The following is a 19616-nucleotide window of genomic DNA, read 5'->3' on the forward strand; positions in this document are numbered from 1 at the left end:
GTTTATGACCAGCAGTCCCGAACACGCCCGGCTGTTACGCCTGGCCACCCGCGCCTCGGTGGGTGTGGCCTGTGCGCTGATCGTTACAAAGGCCATCGCCTGGTGGCTCAGCGGCTCGGTGAGCATGCTCGCCGGATTGACCGACTCCCTGCTCGATGGCGTGACCTCGCTGCTGAACCTGCTGGCGGTGCATTACGCCCTGCGCCCGGCCGATGACGATCATCGTTATGGTCACGGCAAGGCAGAGTCGCTGGCGGGCATGGCCCAGGCGTTGTTTATTGGCGGCAGTGCGGTATTGATCGCCTTGCAGGCCTACGAGCGTTTGCAGCATCCGGAACCGGTCGGCGCGCCATGGCTGAGCATTGGGGTGATCGTGTTTTCCCTGGTGCTGACCGTGGCACTGCTGATGCTGCAACACCGGGTTGTGCGCGAAACCGGCTCCAGCGCCGTGCGGGCGGATTCGCTGCACTATCGCTCTGACCTGCTGCTCAACGGCAGCATCCTGGTGGCGTTGGTGCTGGCGGGCATGGGCTTTCATCAGGTCGACGCCTGGTTCGGCCTGGGCATCGCCGCCTACATTTTGTGGAGCGCGATCCAGATCGCCAAGGAAAGCTTTGCGGTGTTGATGGACGAGGAACTGCCGCCGGACGTCAGCCAGCACATGCTGGAACTGGCCCGAGGCGTACCGGGGGTGCTGGGAGCCCATGACTTGCGCACGCGCATCTCCGGCAACCATTGGTTTGTGCAGTTGCACCTGGAGTTGCCGGGGGAGTTGACGCTGTCAGTGGCCCACGGCATCAGCGACCAGGCCGCCGATGCCATTCACGCAGCCTACCCGCGCGCCGAAGTGCTGGTGCATGCGGATCCTGCGGATCAGGTACACGCTGCAAGCTATAAGCCGCAAGCCTGAAGCTAAAAACTTGAAGCTTGAAGCTTGAAGCTTGAAGCTTGAAGCTTGAAGCTTGCAGCTGCCTCTATTGCACCTGATACCCGCGACTGCTCAGGCAGTTGCCCTGGGCCTGGCGGTAGGTTTGCACCACCGCCGGGTCAGGGGCGTAGGTGACCGCCTGCGGGTCGAAGCCGCTTTGTTGCACCGCCCAGCGATAACAGTCGTAACCATCCTGCTGGACTTGCGCCGGTGACTGCCCGTTGGTGGGATAGGCCACCACGTCATAACCATTGCCTTGCGGTGCTGGCTGCGGCGCTGGCACTTGCGTCGGCGGTTGCACCACCACGTATTGCTGGGTGCTTTGTTCGTAGGCGTAGTAGGCGCCGGCGGCCAGGAACAACAGCGAGCCACCGACCCACACTTCGCGCGCGTAGTCCGGCAAGTAATGCACACGGATGCCATACGGCGGCGCCACGACCACATAGCGCGGGCCTTGAGGGCGGTACCAGTAGCCGCCGGAGAAGAAGTAATCCTGGCCACGGTACGGCACGCGGTAATTGCGGTCGGGGAAGCGGTCGACGGTATAACCGGGACGATATTGCGGGCCGGGGCCCCAGCCATTGCCATGCCCATCGGGGCGGCCAGGCCAGCGGTTATCGCCGGGATGGCCGTTGTTATAGCCGCCACCGTTGTTGCCCGGACGCGAGCCGGGGCCACCGGCCTCCCAATTCCGGTTGTCGTCGTTGCGTCGAGGAATGTCACGGTAGTAACCCTGACGCGGCTCCTGGGTCTGGCGCACGGTATCGGGGCGACCCTGGATCGGCAGGTTATTCGCAGGCTGCGGTGCTGGGCGAGGCTGTTCGGCACCTTGCGAGCGGCCTTGCTCCTGTCCGCCACCGTGCTGCTGTTGCTCGGCGCGATCAAAATGCGGGTTCTGTGGACGTGGCTGATTGTTTTCCGGCCGTGGTTGATTGTTCTGTGGGCGCGGCTGGTTATTTTGTGGGCGCGGCTGTTCGTTACCTTGACCTTGCCGACCGCCCTCCGGCCCTCTTTCATGCTGGCCGCCCCCTTCAGGGCGCGGGTCTTCGGCCATCACTTGCGTGCCGACGGTGACCATCAGCAAACCTACACCTGCCATACGCCAGATGCGCTTCATGCTATTCCTCACTGCGGATAAGGGCCTAGAACGTCCAGCCTCATAGATGAGACTGGAAAAGCCTCGCCCGGTTCTGAGACAGGTTATCAGTCACGAGAACAATTTTCTTAAGGCAAAAGAAAAGGGGTGACCCGTCGGCCACCCCTTGAGAACTTCGTCCGTGCTCAACGCTTTTGACGTTGGCTCACCTCACGCCGTCTTGTGGACAGTGTGCAGCCTGGAGGCCGGCTCAACCCTGCTGGGGTGGCGGCCGCAGCAAGCCTGATTGGGCGAGCTGCTGTGGACTGTTGTCCAGGCGGTGATTCTGTTGATAAAGATACAGGCCCGCGCCCGACAGATGATTGCGAAGATTGCGTCAATAAACAGTGCTTGCGCAATTTTTAACCCTTCATGGATAATTCACCGCAATAGTTACGACAAAGGCCAACCCGATGAGCAAGCTTGACCGATACGACTTGAGTATTTTGGCGGAATTGCAGCGCGACGCGAGGATCTCCAACCAGGAGTTGGCCGAGCGTATCGGCCTGTCGCCTTCGCCCTGCTCACGCCGGGTCAAGCAGTTGGAAGACGACGGCTACATCGCGCGCCAGGTCGCCCTGCTCGACCGCAAGATGCTCGGCCTGAGCCTCACGGCCTATGTGCTGATCGGCATGGACCGCCACACTCCCGAGCGCTTCGAGAACTTCGAAGCGGCCATCCGCACCCTGCCCCAGGTACTGGAGTGCAGTTTGGTGACGGGGATGGATGCGGACTATCAGTTGAAAGTGGTGGTGCCGGACATGGACCACTATCAAAAACTGCTGCTGGGCCACCTCACTCGCATTGAAGGCGTGACCAGCGTGCGGTCGAGCTTTGTGCTGAACCAGGTGCTCAACAGCACCGAATTGCCGCTGACCCACCTGCGTACTTAAGATCGGTGAAGGTCAACTGTGGGAGGGGGCTTGCTCCGATGACGGTGCGTCAGCCACAGATTAGCTGACTGACACACCGCCATCGGGAGCAAGCCCCCTCCCACAATTGGAACGCACTTCGATCCAGGTCAATGTTGCGCCTGTGGCACTGCCGTATACTTGCCGCCTGCCCCGTTGGAAGAGCCCATGAACAACATCGACCCCGCCCTGTTCGAAGAATGGATGATGACCGGCCTGGTCACTATCCTGATCATTTTCATGGGCTTTATCGTCTGGGACCTGGCGAAGAAATCCAAGGCCGGGCGCTTTGGCTCGTTCATCCTGTTTTTCGTGCTGGGCCTGGGCGTGGCCGCGTTCATCATCAAGAGCGTGGTGATCGGCCTGATCGAGTCCGGCGCTTTATAAACGCGCCGGGACTTCCTTCCATTGGCCTTGGTCCAGGCCGTCGATTGTCCAATCGCCGATACGCACCCGCACCAGACGCAAGGTCGGCAGGCCCACGGCGGCGGTCATGCGTCGTACCTGGCGGTTACGCCCCTCTCGAATCACCAGCTCAAGCCAGTAAGTCGGTAGGTTTTTGCGAAAGCGCACCGGCGGGTTGCGCGGCCACAACTCAGGCTCATCCAAACGCCGGGCCTCGGCGGGCAGGGTTTTGCCGTCGTTGAGTTCTACCCCCTCGCGCAGGCGTTGCAGCAACTCTTCGGTGGGTTCGCCCTCCACCTGCACCCAGTAGGTTTTCGCCAGCTTGTGCTTGGGATCGGCGATACGCGCTTGCAACTGGCCATCGTTGGTCAGCAGCAACAGGCCTTCGCTGTCACGGTCCAGGCGGCCTGCCGGGTAGATGCCGGGGATGTCGATAAAATCCTTGAGCGTCGCGCGCCCGCCTTCGTCGCTGAACTGGGTCAGCACATCGAAGGGTTTATTGAACAGGATCAACTTCGGCTCGGCCGGTGGCGCCTTGGCAACACGGCGCGCGGCAGAATACGGAGGTTTCACGCCAGGGCGGCGCGGATCGGGACGGCTGGGACGGGACATGGCAAAGGAACATCTAACGGTCAGGACCGACAATGCTAGTGGCCTGACCGCTAAATAACCATCCCAACCGCTTAGCGGAACGGCGGCTCGTCGAAGCTGCGCAGTTTGCGCGAGTGCAGCGAATTGAGTTCGGTGCGCAACAAGTCCACCGCCTCGATGCCGATCTTCAAATGCTGGCTGACCGCACGTTCATAGAACGCGTTGGCCGAGCCCGGCAGCTTGATCTCACTGTGCAGCGGCTTGTCCGACACGCACAGCAAGGTGCCGTACGGTACGCGCAAGCGGTAGCCTTGGGCGGCGATGGTGCCGCTTTCCATGTCCACCGCCACGGCGCGGGAGAGGTTGATCAACGGTCGTTCCTGGGCCCAACGCAGCTCCCAGTTGCGGTCGTCGTAGGTCAGCACGGTGCCGGTACGCAGGCGTTTTTTCAGCTCTTCGCCTTTCTCACCGGTGACATTCGCCGCCGCCTGCTGCAAGGCCATCTGCACTTCGGCCAGGGCCGGGATCGGAATGTTCGGCGGTACCACCCGATCGAGAATCCCGTCGCGGCGCATATAGGCGTGGGCCAGTACGTAGTCGCCGATAGTCTGGGATTGGCGCAGGCCGCCACAGTGGCCAATCATCAGCCAGCAGTGTGGACGCAGCACCGCCAGGTGATCGGTGATGTTCTTGGCGTTGGACGGGCCGACACCGATGTTCACCAAGGTCACGCCGTGGCCATCGCTGGCCTGCAGGTGATAGGCCGGCATCTGGTAGCGGTGCCACACCACGCCCGCGGCAATCGCCGAGGCTTCGCCGTGGTCCATGCTCTTGTCGATGATGACGTTGCCCGGCAGCACCATGCGGATAAAACGCGGGTCGCTGCGCAGTTGTTCCAGGCCATGCAGGATGAACTGGTCGACATAGCGGTGGTAGTTGGTCAGTAGGATCCACGGCTGCACATGGCGCCAGTCGCTGCCGGTGTAATGCACCAGCCGGCGCAGGGAAAAGTCCACGCGCGCCGCATCGAACAGCGCCAGCGGCAGCGGGTCGGTGTTTTCCCAGTCGTAGAGGCCGTCGGCGATGCCATCGGTGGCGGCCGACAGGTCGGTGCTGGGGAACACGCGCGCCAAGGTCGCGGCGGTCACACCGGAGCCGGCCAGTTCGTCGCCCTGCTCCACCACGTAGGGGTACGGAATGTTCTGCTGGCTGACGCCCACTTCCACGGTCACGGTGAAGTCGTGCATCAGCGGCACCAGTTGTTCCAGCAAATACTTACGGAACGCCGCAGGATGAGTAACGGTAACGCTGTAGGTCCCCGGTAGCTGGACCTTGGCATACGCCCGGGTAGTCTGTGGGACTTCGCCGTGGCAGTGGTAAGTCAGGCGCAGTTCCGGGTAGCGAAACAGCGCACGTTGTGCGGCGTCGGGTTCGACGCGGTCCTTAAGGTATTGCTTGAGGGCTTGATTGAGCGCGCCGGTGGCACGCTCATGCAGGGCCGCCAGCCGATCCACGGCCTCTTCGGCGGTTTGAACGACAACAAAAGCTTCGGTCACGGTAAGCATCCTGTGTTCTGACTTGCAGGCCTTTATCTTGCCTGTATCCCTGTCAGACGCAAACCTTGAATTGGAGTGCCCTCTCAAGATTGCTGCAATCCCTGTGGGAGGGGGCTTGCTCCCGATAGCGGTGGGTCAGTTTATAGATAGGCTGACTGACTCTCAGCCATCGGGAGCAAGCCCCCTCCCACATTTGGACCGTGTTTATTCAGAGACAGTGGGGCTTGAGCGCGCGACGATGGCTTCGACATCAACGCCTCGCGGCAAGGTGCCATATGCCCGGCCAGACGACTGGCCCAAACGGCTGGCGATAAAGCCATCGCTGACCGCCGCATGACCGGCCTCCAGCAACAACTTGGCCTGTAGCGCCACAGCAATATCCTCGGTCAACTGCCGCGCGCGGTACTGGATGTCCTGGGTGTCCATGAACGCCGACTTCAGTTGCTCGATGTGCCGCGCCAGCTGCTTGTCGCCATGCCCATCACCGAGTTCGACAAACAACGCCTCCAGCACGCCGGGCTCTTTGGACAGTGCGCGCAGCACGTCCAGGCATTGCACGTTGCCGGAACCTTCCCACGTCGAATTCACCGGTGCCTCACGGTACAAACGCGGCAGAATGCTGTCCTCCACGTAGCCCGCACCGCCCATACATTCGGCGGCTTCGTTGATCATCGCCGGGGCGCGCTTGCAGATCCAATACTTGCCCACCGCCGTCACCAGCCGAGCGAACTTGGCTTCCCGCTCATCGCCCAGGTTGTCCAGGGCGCAGCCCATGCGCATGCTCAAGGCCAGCGAGGCTTCGCTTTCCAGGGCCAGGTCGGCCAGCACGTTTTGCATCAGCGGTTGCTCGCTGAGTACGCGACCACCCACCAGACGATGGGCGCAATGATGGCTGGCCTGGGTCAACGCCTGGCGCATCAAGGCGCTGGAGCCCACCATGCAATCGAAACGGGTCATGGCGACCATCTCGATGATGGTCGGCACGCCACGCCCCTCTTCACCGATCATCCAGGCCAGGGCCCCGCGAAACTCCACTTCACTGGAGGCGTTGGAGCAGTTGCCCAGTTTGTTTTTCAGCCGCTGGATGTAGAACTCGTTGCGGGTGTCATCCGGGCGGTGCCGGGGCAGCAGGAAACAGGTCAGGCCTTTGTCGGTCTGGGCCAGAGTCAGGAAGGCATCGCACATCGGCGCAGAGCAGAACCACTTGTGGCCCACCAGTTCATAGGCTTGCCCAGGCCCGCCCGCGCCCACCGGATAGGCGCGGGTGGTGTTGGCGCGCACGTCGGTGCCGCCCTGTTTCTCGGTCATCGCCATGCCGATGGTTGCACCGGTCTTGTGGGCAATGCCGACATTGCGCGGGTCGTATTGGGTGCTGAGGATTTTCGGCAGCCAGGTCTTCGCCAGGTCGGGTTGCAGGCGCAGGGCCGGGACGCAGGCGAAGGTCATGGTGAGCGGGCAGCCGGTGCCGGCCTCAGCCTGGCTGTGCAGGTAGGTCATGGCAGCACGCGCCACATGGGCGCCGGATTGTGGATGGGCCCACGGCAGCGACGGCAGGCCATGCTCGACCGCAGTGCGCATCAGCTCGTGGTAGGCCGGGTGAAACTCCACCAGATCGATGCGATGGCCATACCGGTCATGGCTGCTGAACACCGGTTTGTTCTGGTTGGCCAGGAACCCGGCCTCCATCAGCGGCCCGCCAGCCAACACCCCGTACGCATCGATGCGCGCCTGCGCCCAGCCGGCGCCAAAGCGCCGCGACCACTCTTGCAGCGGCACGTCGATGCGGTACAGGTTGGTGCCGTCCAAGGAGGGCGGCTGGTTGGTGACGTCGTGGGTTTCGGCGAACTGATGCAGGTTCATGACGGGCCTCCTGGAAAAAAGGCCCTGTCGAATGCACACCTACCCATAAAGGCGCAGATCGATTGAGGCCGGTTTTTTCAGTTAAGCACCGTCATCCGGGTTAAAAAAGTGGCATACGCGCCGAATGCCCGGCGCGTTCGCCGTCTAACGCGTTTAACAAGTGGCGCTCCAGTACCGCCTCTAACGCCTCGAAGCGCACCGGCTTGGCCAGGCGCTCGGTGATGCCGACGCCATGGCAGCGCTCGCGCTCGGAGGTATTCAGCGAGGTACTCAAGGCGATCACCGGCAATTCACTGCCGCCAGGCAGCGCACGAATCTGACAACACAACGAGAAACCGCCTTCAGGTATGTCCAACAAGACGGCGTCGAAGTTTTGCCCCTGCAAGGCCGCCAACGCAGCCGGACCACTGTCCACGGTTTTCACTCGGTAACCCAGCTTGAGCAACATGCCGCGCACCACCAACTGGCCGACGCTGTTGTCATCCACCAGCAATACCGCGCAGTCCTGGGGCGCGCGCTGCCGATCGGGCGCCGGTTTTGCCTCGGGCGGCACCGGGCTGACTTTCACGTCCAGCTGGAAGCGGCTGCCCTTGTGCGGCTCGGAATGATGGGTAAGGCGCCCGCCCAACAACTCGATCAATTGCCGGCAGATGGCCAGGCCGATACCCAGGCCGCCGTATTCGCGGGTCATGGAGCCATCGAGCTGGAAAAAGCGCTGGTACAAGGTGGCCTCGTCGAGGAAGGCGAAACCAATACCGGTGTCGGTAACAATGAAGCTCAGGCGCACACCACCGTCACTGTGAGGCACACCTACCACGCGCAGGCGCACGGAGCCTTCGCGGGTGAACTTGAAAGCGTTGTCCAGCAAGCAATCCAGGCACTGGACCAGTTTGTCGACGTCGCCCACCACACGGTCCGGCAGCTCATCGGCCACATCAATGGAAAATGCCAGGCCTTTGCCTTGGGCGCTGGCGTTGAATTGCTGGCGCAAGGTGTCGAGCACGCCGCGCAGGCTGAACACCCGAGGCTGGGCACTCAGGCGCCCGGCCTGCAATTCGGTGAGCGTGAGGATGCCATTGACCATGCGCATCATGTCCCGTGCCGAACCGGCGGCAGTTTGCTGGTACTGCGCCAGGTCATCGTCCAACGGCACCGTTTGCATCAGCTCAAGGGAGCCGATCACACCGTTCATGGGCGTGCGCAGTTCGTGGGTCAGCGTCGCGAGGAATTCATCCTTGAGACGGTTGCTGCGGGCCAGTTGCTGGTTGAGCACTTCGAGCTTCTGGCTGGCATCGAACAGGATCTGCGCCTGTTGCTCACGCATGCCATTGATGCGGTCGGCGAGGGCCAGGGATAACAGTGCCACTTCAATCGCCGAGCCGATCTGGCTGGCGTACATGGTGAGGAACACATTGGGCAGGTAGCCCAGCACCATCAGCGTGTTCACCACCCCGCCCAGCAGGAACGCCGACCAGGCGATGATGAAATACCGCGCCACCCGCTGGCCGCAGTACCAGGCCTTGATGGCGGCGACGAAGATGGTCACGGTGAATACCAGCGCCAGGCCGGTGGCCAGGCGCAAGGCCAGGGCGTAGCTGGTCAGCAGCGCCAGCGCCATCACTACGCCGCCGCACACCGCCAGTGTCAGCAAGACCCGGTTGAGCCAGCGGCTGTGCTGCGCGGTATGCAGGAAGCTACGGGCGAACAGGCTGCCGAACAGCGCCGCCGAACCGATCAGCAACGGCACCGCCGCATTCGCCCACCACGGGTTGTTGGGCCAGAAGTACTGCACCGCCACGCCATTGACCGAGAGTTGGTACAGGCCAAACGAGGCGATATAGAGGATGTAATACAGGTAGCTGGTGTCGCGCACGCTCAGGTAGATGAACAGGTTGTAGACCAGCATCCCCAGCAATACGCCGTAGATCACCCCAAGCACAGACAGGCGCAACGGTTGTTGCTCCAGGTAAGCGGTGCCGGACCAGAGCGTCAGCGGCGCCTGGATCGAGCCCTCACTTTGCAGGCGCAGGTAGAGTGTTTGCTGCTGGTCAGGCACAAAATTGAGCTTGAACAGGTAGTTGCTCTGGCTGACTTCACGGCTGGAAAAAGGCAGCGCACTGCCGGTGCGGATGGCCAGCCGATAGTTGCCGGTGCCATCGTTCTGGTACAGGTCCAGATGATTCAGCGGTGGGTAAGCCAACTCCAGGAACCAGGTGCGCGGTGCGCGGGGGTCTTTGGCCATGTAATGCAGGTCGACCTTGAGCCAGAACACCGACCGCGAATAGCCGGCATTGAGGGTGGCTTTGTCATGGTGCTTGAATTGCGCAGCGTAGGCGGGGGAGCTTACTTCGGCGATGGTGAGGGCATCGGTTGGGTCTTCGAGCACTTGCATGGCTCGGCCCAGCGGCAGGCTTCGGGTGTCCTGGTTGAACTCAATGGCGCTGGCGAGCATCGGCAGCCCGCACAACAATAGAATCAGAAAATAGCGCATAGAGCCCCAGCGTGGCCTGTCCGGTTATGTCAAAAGCCCCCCATTCCTTTTGAGAAGACGTACACCGGCGGTACAGTAAGTTGTTTGGATCCACTTTAGCATAGCCGCTAAAGGCCATTGGACACCATTGAAATAATTTTTTGAAAGGCTCTAGAACAAGGCTTTCAGCGCGTTTCAGCGGCCGACGAAACGCCAAAAAAGCGGTGCTTTCAGGCCAAAATTCAACCATCGCCCGACGGCCCCGCCAAAAGCGTTTGGTGGTAAGCTCGCGCACCATGAATATCTACAGCTCTCGCCCCGTTGTCCTCTGTCTCTCCGGCCATGATCCCAGTGGTGGCGCCGGCTTGCAGGCAGATATCGAAGCCCTGCTCGCCCAGGGGTGCCATGCGGCTCCAGCCGTCACCGCCCTGACCGTGCAGAACACCGTCAATGTCAGCGATTTTCGCGTGCTCGACCGTGAGTGGGTACTGGCCCAGGCCAATGCCGTGCTCGGCGACTCCGAAGTGGCGGCGGTCAAGCTGGGCATGCTCGGCTCCACCGCGATGGTCGACACCGTGGTCGAACTGCTGCAGGCGCACCCGCACCTGCCGGTAGTGTGCGACCCGGTGCTGCGCGCCGGCGGCGGTGGCAGCCTGGGCAAGGACGAAGTCGGCTACGCCATGCGCGAGCGGTTGTTGCCGTTGTCGCTGATCGCCACGCCGAACCTGCCTGAAGCCCGCATCCTCGCCGAACTGCCCGAGGGCACCGCCGACGAATGCGCCGAGAAGCTGTTGCCGTTTATCAAGCACCTGTTGATCACCGGCGGCCATGGCGATGAACACGAAGTGCACAACCGTCTCTACAGCCGTGATGGCACGCGCCAGACCTTTACCTGCCAGCGCCTGCCCGGCAGCTATCACGGTTCGGGCTGCACCCTGGCCAGCGCCCTGGCCGGACGGATCGCCCAAGGCGAAGGGCTGGTGAGTGCGGTGCAGTCGGCACTTAACTACACTTGGCGCACCCTGCGTGACGCCGAACAACTCGGCCAGGGCCAGTTTGTACCGCGCCGGCTGCCGCTGGATTTCTGCTCGTAACTTTCTGCTCTTAAAAGCAAGAGGCCTGCCCGATGAAACTACGTGGCCTTTACGCCATTACCGACAGCCAACTGTTGGCCGGCAAGTTCCTCGCCTACGTCGAAGCGGCATTGGACGGTGGCGTGACCCTGCTGCAATACCGCGACAAAAGCAGCGACGAAGCCCGGCGCCTGCGCGAAGCGGAAAAACTGCGGGAGCTGTGCTCGCGCTACAAGACCCAGCTTATTATCAATGATGACTTTGACTTGGCCGCGCGCCTGGGCGTCGGCGTGCACCTGGGCCAGACCGACGGCCCCCTGACGCCGGCTCGTGCGCTGCTCGGCTCCAAGGCAATCATCGGCGCCACCTGCCACGGCCAGATCGAACTGGCCGAACAGGCGGCGAAGGAAGGCGCCAGTTATGTCGCCTTCGGCCGCTTCTTCAATTCCAACACCAAGCCGGGCGCTCCGGCCGCCAGCGTTGAAATGCTCGCCGAGGCCCGCAAGCGCCTGCACGTGCCGATCTGCGTGATCGGCGGCATCACCCTGGAGAACGCCGAACCGCTGGTAGCCCATGGTGCCGACCTGCTGGCCGTGGTCCACGGCCTGTTCGGTGCCGACAGCACCCAGGAAGTCACGCGTCGCGCCCGCGCCTTCAACGACCTTCTTAAAATTTCAGTTTAGAGAGCCCGATCATGTCTCGTTCAGAAACCCTGTTTGCCGATGCCCAGAAACACATCCCCGGCGGTGTGAACTCCCCCGTGCGTGCGTTCAAGAGCGTGGGTGGCACGCCGTTGTTCTTCAAGCATGCCGAAGGCGCCTACGTCACCGACGAAGACGACAAGCGCTACGTGGATTACGTCGGCTCCTGGGGGCCGATGATCCTCGGCCACAGCCACCCGGACGTGCTGGACGCAGTGCGCAAGCAGCTGGAACACGGGCTGTCCTACGGCGCGCCGACCGCCATGGAAACCGAGATGGCCGACCTGGTATGCAGCATCGTGCCGTCGATGGAGATGGTGCGCATGGTCAGTTCCGGCACCGAAGCCACCATGAGCGCGATTCGCCTGGCCCGTGGTTTCACCGGCCGCGACAGCATCATCAAGTTCGAAGGCTGCTACCACGGCCACTCCGACAGCCTGCTGGTCAAAGCCGGTTCCGGCGCGCTGACCCAAGGCGTACCCAGCTCGGCCGGTGTACCGGCAGCGTTCGCCAAACACACCCTGACCCTGCCGTTCAATGACATCGGCGCCGTCGAGCAGATGCTCAGCGAAGTCGGCCAGGACGTGGCCTGCATCATCGTCGAGCCGGTGGCCGGCAACATGAACTGCGTGCCGCCCGCCCCAGGCTTTCTGGAAGGCCTGCGCGAACAATGCGACAAGCACGGCGTGGTGCTGATTTTCGACGAAGTGATGACCGGCTTCCGCGTTGCCCTCGGCGGAGCCCAGGCGCACTACGGCGTCACGCCGGACCTGAGCACGTTCGGCAAGATCATCGGTGGCGGCATGCCGGTAGGCTGCTTCGGTGGCAAGCGCGAAATCATGCAGCACATCGCGCCGCTGGGCCCGGTGTACCAGGCCGGCACACTCTCGGGTAACCCGCTGGCCATGGCGGCGGGCCTGACTACCCTGCGCCTGATCAGCCGCCCGGGCTTCCACGCCGAGCTGACCGATTACACCAGCCGCCTGCTGGACGGCCTGCAGCAGCGCGCCGATGCAGCCGGTATCCCGTTCGTGACCACGCAAGCGGGCGGCATGTTTGGCCTGTACTTCAGCGGCGCCGATGACATCGTCACCTTTGATGATGTGATGGGCAGCGATGCCGACCTGTTCAAGCGCTTCTTCCACCTGATGCTGGAGGGCGGCGTGTACCTGGCGCCGAGCGCCTTTGAAGCGGGCTTCACCTCGATCGCCCATGGCGATGCCGAGCTGAAACTGACCCTGGATGCCGCCGAACGCGCCTTCGCCGCACTGAAATAAACCGGTGCAAAAACCTGACGTCGCTGTGGGCGGCGTCAGATTTGCTACTTTGCTTACAGAGATTTCCTTATTTTTCCGAGAATTTACCTGCAATCCGGCAGATAACTTGCCCAAGCAGCAGAAAAACGAGTAAAGACTTTGTAAGCAGAGGCCTGCTTATTTCATAATGCGCGCTTATTGGATCCCGTGAGGATCCGCGCGCCCCGTCAGAGGTAAGTCGATTCCCATGAAACGCACCGGCCGCACCCTGGTACTGGGCTGCCTGTTGCTCCTTCAGCCGCTGCTGGCATATGCCCAGGCAGGCGGCAACTCGTTGTTAATCCCAGCGATGGGTCGTTGCACCCTCAATACCCAGCCAGACAGCCAGGCCGAATCCCTGAGCGCGTGTCAGAAACAGGCCGACGGTGGGGATGCGCAGGCGCAATACGAGTTGGGCGAGTACTACCACGACAGCAAGAACCCCGCCCGCGACCTCAACAAAGCCTTGAGCTACTTCGAGAAAGCCTCGTTGCAGGGCCACGCGCAGGCGCAATTCCAGCTGGGCACCATGTTCTTCAAAGGCGAAGGCGTGCCGGCCAATAACGTCCAGGCCTATATCGTCCTGAAAATGGCCGCGGTCAATGGCGCCGAAGACGCGCTGGACACCGCCGACGAAGTCGCCGAGCACATGCAACGCGATGAATTGGAAGTGGCCACCCAGGTACTGGGGCAGATTTTCCGCAACTACCTGCTGGAACTGCAGAGTGCCGATGGGCGCTCGCCCTTCTCACCCCTGCCCTGACACCCAGCCTATTTCTCAGGCATCGGCATCGGAAATGGCATGACATTGCTCATGCCTCGGGCTTCGCTGATCTTCGGCGTGCCCAGGCGCTCGACTTCATCGATGCGCACGATCGAATGCATCGGCACAAAACTGCGCACCACGCCTTCGAACTGGGCCTTGAGTTTTTCCTCGCCCGGATCGACGACCAGCTGCGTGCGCTCGCCAAAGACGAACTCTTCCACTTCCAGGAAGCCCCACAGATCACTTTGATAGATCTGCTTGGCGTACATTTCGAACACCTGGCCCTGGTTGAGGAAAATCACCTTATAGATTGGAGCTTCACGTTTGGTCATGGTGGGTGAGGAACACATGGGGGATATAAAAGAGGGCGCGAACTATAGCATGGCACCCGATGCACAGTGCTAGGAACCGATGGGCATGACCCCTATAATGCGCGGTTCTTTACCACCAGTTGACGATTCCCATGGCCAAGAAGCTTTATATCGAAACCCACGGTTGCCAGATGAACGAGTACGACAGCTCGCGCATGGTCGACCTGCTGGGTGAACACCTGGCCCTGGAAGTCACCGCCCGCGCCGAAGATGCCGACGTGATCCTGCTCAATACCTGCTCGATCCGCGAGCGGGCCCAGGACCGTGTGTACTCGCAGCTGGGCCGCTGGCGCGAATTGAAACTGGCCAACCCGGACATGGTGATCGCCGTCGGCGGTTGCGTGGCCAGCCAGGAAGGCGCCGCGATCCGCGACCGCGCGCCGTATGTCGACGTGGTCTTCGGCCCACAGACCCTGCACCGCCTGCCGGAAATGATCGACGCCGCGCGCATCACCAAGCTGCCCCAGGTCGACGTCTCGTTCCCGGAAATCGAAAAATTCGACCACCTGCCCGAGCCGCGCATCGACGGGCCGAGCGCCTACGTATCGGTGATGGAAGGCTGCAGCAAGTACTGCACCTTTTGTGTGGTGCCCTACACCCGGGGTGAAGAAGTCAGCCGGCCGTTTGACGACGTGCTCGCGGAAATCATCCACCTGGCCGAAAACGGCGTGCGCGAAGTGACCCTGCTGGGCCAGAACGTCAACGGCTATCGCGGCCTGACCCACGACGGGCGCCTGGCTGACCTGGCGGAGCTGATCCGCGTGGTCGCTGCGGTGGATGGCATCGAGCGCATTCGCTACACCACCTCGCACCCGCTGGAGTTCTCCGACAGCCTGATCCAGGCCCATGCCGACGTGCCGGAACTGGTCAAACACCTGCATTTGCCGGTGCAATCGGGCTCGGACCGCATCCTCTCGGCGATGAAACGCAACCACACCGCCCTGGAATACAAATCCAAACTGCGCAAATTGCGCGCAGCGGTGCCGGGCATCTGCATCAGTTCGGACTTTATTGTCGGCTTCCCCGGCGAAACCGAGAAAGACTTCCAGCAGACCATGAAGCTGATCGAAGACGTCGGTTTCGACTTTTCCTACTCGTTCGTCTACAGCCAGCGCCCAGGCACCCCGGCGGCGGACCTGCTGGACGAAACCCCGGAAGCGCTGAAAAAAGAGCGTTTGAACGCGCTGCAACATCGCCTTAACCAGCAGGGTTTCGAGATCAGCCGACAAATGGTCGGTTCGATCCAGCGCATCCTGGTCACCGACTACTCGAAAAAAGACCCTGGCGAATTGCAGGGCCGCACCGAGAACAACCGGATCGTCAACTTCCGTTGCGACAATCCAACCCTGATCGGCCAATTTGCCGATGTGCACATCGATGCGGCGCAACCGCACTCGTTGCGCGGGTCTCTGGTGCAATAAATGTGGGAGGGGGCTTGCCCCCGATGGCGGCGAATCAGACCACTCCTTTATTACTGACACACCGCTATCGGGGGCAAGCCCCCTCCCACATAGGAACCGTGCAACATTCCAATGACGTAAGTGCTTTCGTACCCGCGTCACTGGCGTTATCCTCTCTTTCACTTAAACAGCCAAAGGGCGGCTAAAAGCAACCTTGAACGCACCCATAGCAGAACCCCATCGTTTTCTCCTCGAGCCCTTTGAGGCTCGCCGTTTCGCCAACCTGTGCGGACAGTTCGACGAGCACCTGCGCCTGATCGAACAGCGCCTGAGCATCGAGATCCGCAATCGCGGCAATCAGTTCGAGCTCATTGGCGAACCCCAACACACCACGTCTGCAGAAAACCTGCTGCGCCGTCTCTACCGTGAAACCAAGGGTAGTGAGCTGTCGCCGGAAACGGTGCACCTGTACCTGCAGGAATCTGCCGTGGAAGACCTGGCCAACAACCCGGTGGCCGAAGCCAGCGTGGCCCTGCGCACCAAAAAAGGCATGATTCGCCCTCGCGGCTTGAATCAGCAGCGCTACGTCAAGGAAATCCTCGGTAACGACATCAACTTCGGCATCGGCCCCGCCGGTACCGGCAAGACCTACCTGGCCGTGGCCTGTGCGGTCGACGCCCTCGAGCGCGAGCAAGTACGCCGTATCCTGCTGGTGCGCCCAGCGGTCGAGGCCGGTGAAAAACTCGGCTTCCTACCCGGCGACCTGGCCCAGAAGATCGACCCGTACCTGCGGCCGCTCTACGACGCGCTGTACGAGATGCTCGGCTTTGAATACGTGGCCAAGCTGATCGAGCGCCAGGTGATCGAGATCGCCCCGCTGGCCTACATGCGCGGCCGCACCTTGAACAACAGCTTCATCATCCTCGACGAAAGCCAGAACACCACCGTCGAGCAGATGAAGATGTTCCTCACCCGTATCGGTTTCGGCTCCACCGCCGTGATCACCGGTGACGTCACCCAGGTCGACCTGCCCAAAGGCACCAAGTCCGGCCTGGCCCAGGTGATCGAGGTGCTCAAGGATGTGCCGGGTATCAGCTTCACGCACTTCATGCCCAAGGACGTGGTCCGCCACCCGCTGGTGCAGCGCATAGTCGAAGCCTACGAGCGCTTCGACCACCGCGATGACGCACCGGCCAAGGACGTTCGCCGCGATGCTTGAGCTTGACCTGCAGCTGGCCACTGAAGCGCCCGCCCCCAGCGAAGAACAGTTCCGTCAATGGTGCGCCCTGGCCCTGCGCCAGCGCACCGCCGACTCGGAGCTGACCATTCGCCTGGTGGACGAGCCCGAGGGCCGCGAACTGAATCACACCTGGCGCCAGAAGGATTACGCGACCAACGTGCTGTCGTTTCCCGCTGACGTACCCGATGAGCTGCTGGACATCCCCTTGCTGGGCGACCTGGTGATCTGCGTCGAGGTGGTCGAGCGTGAAGCGAAGGAACAAGGCAAGGAACTTGAGGCTCACTGGGCCCATCTAGTCATCCACGGCTGCCTGCATCTCTTGGGTTACGACCATATAGACGATGAAGAAGCCGAGGAAATGGAAGCACTGGAACGAACGTTGCTTGCAGAATTGGGTCACCCAGATCCATATGCAGACGACGAAAACTGATCAACACTCAACTGTCACATCAAAGGATTTAGAGTAATCGCTATGAGCGAAGACCGATCGAGCAACGGGCAAAAGTCATGGCTGGGTAAACTGACCCAGGCTTTTGCCCACGAGCCGAAAAACCGCCAGGAGCTGCTGGAGCTGCTGCGCGAGGCCCACCAGAACAAGTTGCTGGACAGCGAAGCGCTGGCCATCGTCGAAGGCGCCATCCAGGTGGCTGACCTGCAAGTACGGGACATCATGGTCCCGCGTTCGCAGATGATCAGCATCAAGGCGACCCAGACTCCACGGGAATTCCTCCCGGCCGTGATCGACTCGGCGCACTCGCGTTACCCGGTGATCGGCGAAAGCCATGACGACGTCATGGGTGTCCTGCTGGCCAAGGACCTGCTGCCGCTGATCCTCAAGGAGAACGGTGACAGCTTCAACATCAAGGACCTGCTGCGTCCGGCCACCTTCGTGCCCGAATCCAAGCGCCTGAATGTGCTGTTGCGCGAATTTCGCGCCAACCACAATCACATGGCCATTGTGATCGACGAATACGGCGGTGTAGCAGGCCTGGTGACCATCGAAGACGTGCTGGAACAGATCGTCGGCGACATCGAAGATGAGCACGACGTCGAAGAAGACAGCTACATCAAGCCTCTGCCCAGCGGAGACTTCCTGGTCAAGGCGCTGACGCCGATCGAGAACTTCAACGAGTTCTTCGACAGCGAATTCTCCGACGACGAGTTCGACACTGTCGGCGGCCTGGTGATGAGTGCGTTCGGGCATCTGCCCAAGCGTAACGAAACCACCGAGATCGGCGCGTATCGCTTCCGCATCCTGAATGCCGACAGCCGCCGCATCCACTTGATTCGCCTGACACCTATTGCCCGCTAAGGATTGATATGCGCCGTCTGACCCGCCCCGGCTGGCCCGGTAATTTGCTGGCCGTGGTGGCCGGCGCCATCACCACCCTGGCGCTGGCGCCGTTCGACCTGTGGCCATTTGCACTGGTCGCGGTCGGGTTGTTCTATATCGGGCTGCGGGAACTGACGCCGCGTCAGGCCTTGGGCCGTGGCTGGTGCTTCGGCTTCGGCCTGTTTGGCGCGGGCACCAGCTGGATCTACTACAGCATCCACCACTTCGGCGGCGCCTCGGTGCTGCTGGCTGGCTTTTTGATGCTGTTGTTTACCGCCGCCATTGCCTGGTTTTTCGCCCTGCCCGCGTGGTTATGGGCGCGCTGGCTGCGTCGCAATGAAGCGCCGTTGGCGGATGCGCTCACGTTTGCCGCATTGTGGGTCGGCCAGGAAGCCTTTCGCGGCTGGTTCCTCACCGGTTTCCCGTGGTTGTACTCCGGTTACAGCCAGCTCGACGGCCCACTCACCGGCCTGGCGCCAGTGGGCGGGATGTGGCTGATCTCCTTTGCCCTGGCACTGACGGCGGCCCTGTTGTGCAACCTGCCGCGCCTGTTGGCCGGCAAGCGCAATGCGTTTATCGGCGCCGGCCTGGTGTTGCTGGTAGCGCCCTGGGCCATCGGCCTGGCACTCAAGCATCATGCCTGGACCAGCCCCTCCGGCGCGCCGCTGAGCGTGGCCGCGATCCAGGGCAACGTCGAACAAAGCATGAAGTGGGACCCCGAGCAGCTGAATGCGCAGCTCGCGCTGTACCGCGATATGAGCTTCAGCTCCAAACCGGTCGACCTGTTGGTGTGGCCGGAAACGGCCGTGCCGGTGCTCAAGGAGTCCGTCGAAGGCTACCTGGGGATGATGGGCAAGTTTGCGGCAGACCGTCACACCGCGCTGATTACCGGCGTGCCGATTCGCCAGGAAGTGCATCACCAGAAGCGCTACTTCAACGGCATCACGGTGGTGGGTGAAGGTGACGGTACGTACCTCAAGCAGAAGCTGGTGCCGTTTGGCGAGTACGTGCCGCTGCAGGATATGTTGCGCGGCCTGATCGCCTTCTTCGACCTGCCCATGTCGGACTTCGCCCGTGGCCCTGCCGACCAGCCGATGCTGCAAGCCAAGGGCTATCAGATCGCGCCGTTCATTTGCTACGAAGTGGTGTACCCGGAGTTCGCAGCCGGCCTTTCCGCCCAGAGCGACCTGCTGCTGACCATCAGCAATGACACCTGGTTCGGCCGCTCCATCGGCCCGTTACAGCACCTGCAAATGGCGCAGATGCGTGCGTTGGAGGCTGGCCGCTGGATGATCCGCGCCACCAATAATGGCGTAACCGGGTTGATCAACCCGTTTGGGCAGATCACCGTGCAAATACCGCAGTTCGAACGCGGCATTCTCTACGGCGAAGTGGTGCCGATGCACAACTTGACGCCGTACCTGCAATGGCGCTCGTGGCCGCTGATCATCGTGTGCCTGGGGTTGTTTGGTTGGGCGCTGCTGGCAGGCCGGATGGCCAAAACCGTCTAACAGAATCAAACCGAACCCAATGTGGGAGGGGCAAGCCCCCTCCCACATTTTGATCTGCATGTTAATCAGC

Annotated in this window: 19 protein-coding genes; 12 read left to right on the top strand and 7 right to left on the bottom strand. The window is 61.8% G+C overall.

Going from position 1 to position 19616, the window contains the following annotated elements:
* The first annotated feature begins 4 nt into the window (after positions 1-4).
* Positions 5-910: a cation diffusion facilitator family transporter gene (locus tag AB1462_RS18940; protein WP_090401951.1), complete on the top strand. Its 906-nt coding sequence runs from the start codon at positions 5-7 to the stop codon at positions 908-910.
* Positions 911-974: 64 nt separating this feature from the next.
* On the opposite strand, the gene AB1462_RS18945 is transcribed toward AB1462_RS18940, so the two are convergent.
* On the bottom strand, positions 975-2045 hold the full coding sequence (locus AB1462_RS18945; protein WP_367247617.1) for a DUF6515 family protein: 1071 nt from the start codon (positions 2043-2045) through the stop codon (positions 975-977).
* 431 nt (positions 2046-2476) lie between these two features.
* Between AB1462_RS18945 and AB1462_RS18950 the strand changes: the two genes are divergently transcribed.
* Together AB1462_RS18950 and AB1462_RS18955 are read left to right on the top strand one after the other, a co-directional pair.
* The gene (locus tag AB1462_RS18950; RefSeq protein WP_003194418.1) at positions 2477-2956 is read left to right on the top strand and encodes an Lrp/AsnC family transcriptional regulator; all 480 of its coding nucleotides are present in this window, start codon (positions 2477-2479) and stop codon (positions 2954-2956) included.
* A gap of 195 nt (positions 2957-3151) precedes the next feature.
* Positions 3152-3361: a DUF2788 domain-containing protein gene (locus AB1462_RS18955; RefSeq protein WP_025999909.1), complete on the top strand. Its 210-nt coding sequence runs from the start codon at positions 3152-3154 to the stop codon at positions 3359-3361.
* On the opposite strand, the gene AB1462_RS18960 is transcribed toward AB1462_RS18955, so the two are convergent.
* The 5 genes from AB1462_RS18960 to AB1462_RS18980 form a co-directional block, all read right to left on the bottom strand.
* Positions 3356-3991 carry a pseudouridine synthase gene (locus AB1462_RS18960; RefSeq protein ID WP_090401947.1) on the bottom strand — a complete coding sequence of 212 codons (636 nt, stop codon included), beginning with the start codon at positions 3989-3991 and terminating at the stop codon, positions 3356-3358. The two genes, AB1462_RS18955 and AB1462_RS18960, sit on opposite strands and share 6 nt — an antisense overlap.
* Before the next feature lie 71 nt (positions 3992-4062).
* The gene (gene amn / locus AB1462_RS18965) at positions 4063-5535 is read right to left on the bottom strand and encodes an AMP nucleosidase (protein WP_167361103.1); all 1473 of its coding nucleotides are present in this window, start codon (positions 5533-5535) and stop codon (positions 4063-4065) included.
* Between the two features lie 195 nt (positions 5536-5730).
* Complete coding sequence (locus AB1462_RS18970; RefSeq protein ID WP_090401943.1) at positions 5731-7386, bottom strand: acyl-CoA dehydrogenase family protein; 1656 nt, start codon at positions 7384-7386, stop codon at positions 5731-5733.
* Positions 7387-7486: 100 nt separating this feature from the next.
* Positions 7487-9877 (bottom strand): hybrid sensor histidine kinase/response regulator, encoded by a 2391-nt coding sequence (locus AB1462_RS18975; protein ID WP_259194170.1) that lies wholly within the window; start codon positions 9875-9877, stop codon positions 7487-7489.
* Positions 9819-10154, bottom strand: a complete 336-nt coding sequence (locus AB1462_RS18980; protein ID WP_143513856.1) for a hypothetical protein — start codon at positions 10152-10154, stop codon at positions 9819-9821. Before AB1462_RS18980 ends, AB1462_RS18975 begins: the two co-directional genes overlap by 59 nt.
* On the opposite strand from AB1462_RS18980, the gene AB1462_RS18985 reads away from it, so the two are divergent.
* The 4 genes from AB1462_RS18985 to AB1462_RS19000 all read left to right on the top strand — a co-directional run bounded on the left by AB1462_RS18985 (position 10153) and on the right by AB1462_RS19000 (position 13688).
* Positions 10153-10950 (top strand): hydroxymethylpyrimidine/phosphomethylpyrimidine kinase, encoded by a 798-nt coding sequence (locus AB1462_RS18985; RefSeq protein ID WP_124418525.1) that lies wholly within the window; start codon positions 10153-10155, stop codon positions 10948-10950. The two genes, AB1462_RS18980 and AB1462_RS18985, sit on opposite strands and share 2 nt — an antisense overlap.
* A 32-nt stretch (positions 10951-10982) precedes the next feature.
* A complete protein-coding gene (gene thiE / locus AB1462_RS18990; RefSeq protein WP_090401937.1) occupies positions 10983-11612 on the top strand; it encodes a thiamine phosphate synthase in 630 nt (209 codons plus the stop codon).
* An 11-nt stretch (positions 11613-11623) separates the two neighbouring features.
* Positions 11624-12907, top strand: a complete 1284-nt coding sequence (gene hemL, locus AB1462_RS18995; protein ID WP_090401934.1) for a glutamate-1-semialdehyde 2,1-aminomutase — start codon at positions 11624-11626, stop codon at positions 12905-12907.
* A gap of 226 nt (positions 12908-13133) precedes the next feature.
* The gene (locus AB1462_RS19000; RefSeq protein WP_090401932.1) at positions 13134-13688 is read left to right on the top strand and encodes a tetratricopeptide repeat protein; all 555 of its coding nucleotides are present in this window, start codon (positions 13134-13136) and stop codon (positions 13686-13688) included.
* A gap of 8 nt (positions 13689-13696) precedes the next feature.
* Here the strand turns inward: AB1462_RS19000 and AB1462_RS19005 are convergent, their stop codons facing one another.
* Complete coding sequence (locus AB1462_RS19005) at positions 13697-14023, bottom strand: DUF1820 family protein (protein WP_003215457.1); 327 nt, start codon at positions 14021-14023, stop codon at positions 13697-13699.
* 131 nt (positions 14024-14154) lie between these two features.
* Here AB1462_RS19005 and miaB point away from each other — a divergent pair, with 131 nt between their 5' ends.
* The 5 genes from miaB (at position 14155) to lnt (ending at position 19546) form a co-directional block, all read left to right on the top strand.
* Complete coding sequence (gene miaB, locus AB1462_RS19010) at positions 14155-15483, top strand: tRNA (N6-isopentenyl adenosine(37)-C2)-methylthiotransferase MiaB (protein WP_367247618.1); 1329 nt, start codon at positions 14155-14157, stop codon at positions 15481-15483.
* Positions 15484-15676: 193 nt separating this feature from the next.
* Complete coding sequence (locus AB1462_RS19015) at positions 15677-16681, top strand: PhoH family protein (RefSeq protein ID WP_053138073.1); 1005 nt, start codon at positions 15677-15679, stop codon at positions 16679-16681.
* On the top strand, positions 16674-17132 hold the full coding sequence (gene ybeY, locus AB1462_RS19020; RefSeq protein ID WP_053138075.1) for an rRNA maturation RNase YbeY: 459 nt from the start codon (positions 16674-16676) through the stop codon (positions 17130-17132). The genes AB1462_RS19015 and ybeY overlap by 8 nt, the downstream gene beginning before the upstream one ends.
* A gap of 42 nt (positions 17133-17174) precedes the next feature.
* On the top strand, positions 17175-18014 hold the full coding sequence (locus tag AB1462_RS19025; RefSeq protein WP_005791724.1) for an HlyC/CorC family transporter: 840 nt from the start codon (positions 17175-17177) through the stop codon (positions 18012-18014).
* A gap of 8 nt (positions 18015-18022) precedes the next feature.
* Entirely contained in the window at positions 18023-19546 is a 1524-nt protein-coding gene (gene lnt, locus AB1462_RS19030; RefSeq protein ID WP_090401930.1) for an apolipoprotein N-acyltransferase, read from the top strand.
* Positions 19547-19616 lie beyond the last annotated feature (70 nt).

This window comes from Pseudomonas sp. SB113, from assembly GCF_040754745.1.
Lineage (GTDB): Bacteria > Pseudomonadota > Gammaproteobacteria > Pseudomonadales > Pseudomonadaceae > Aquipseudomonas > Aquipseudomonas grimontii.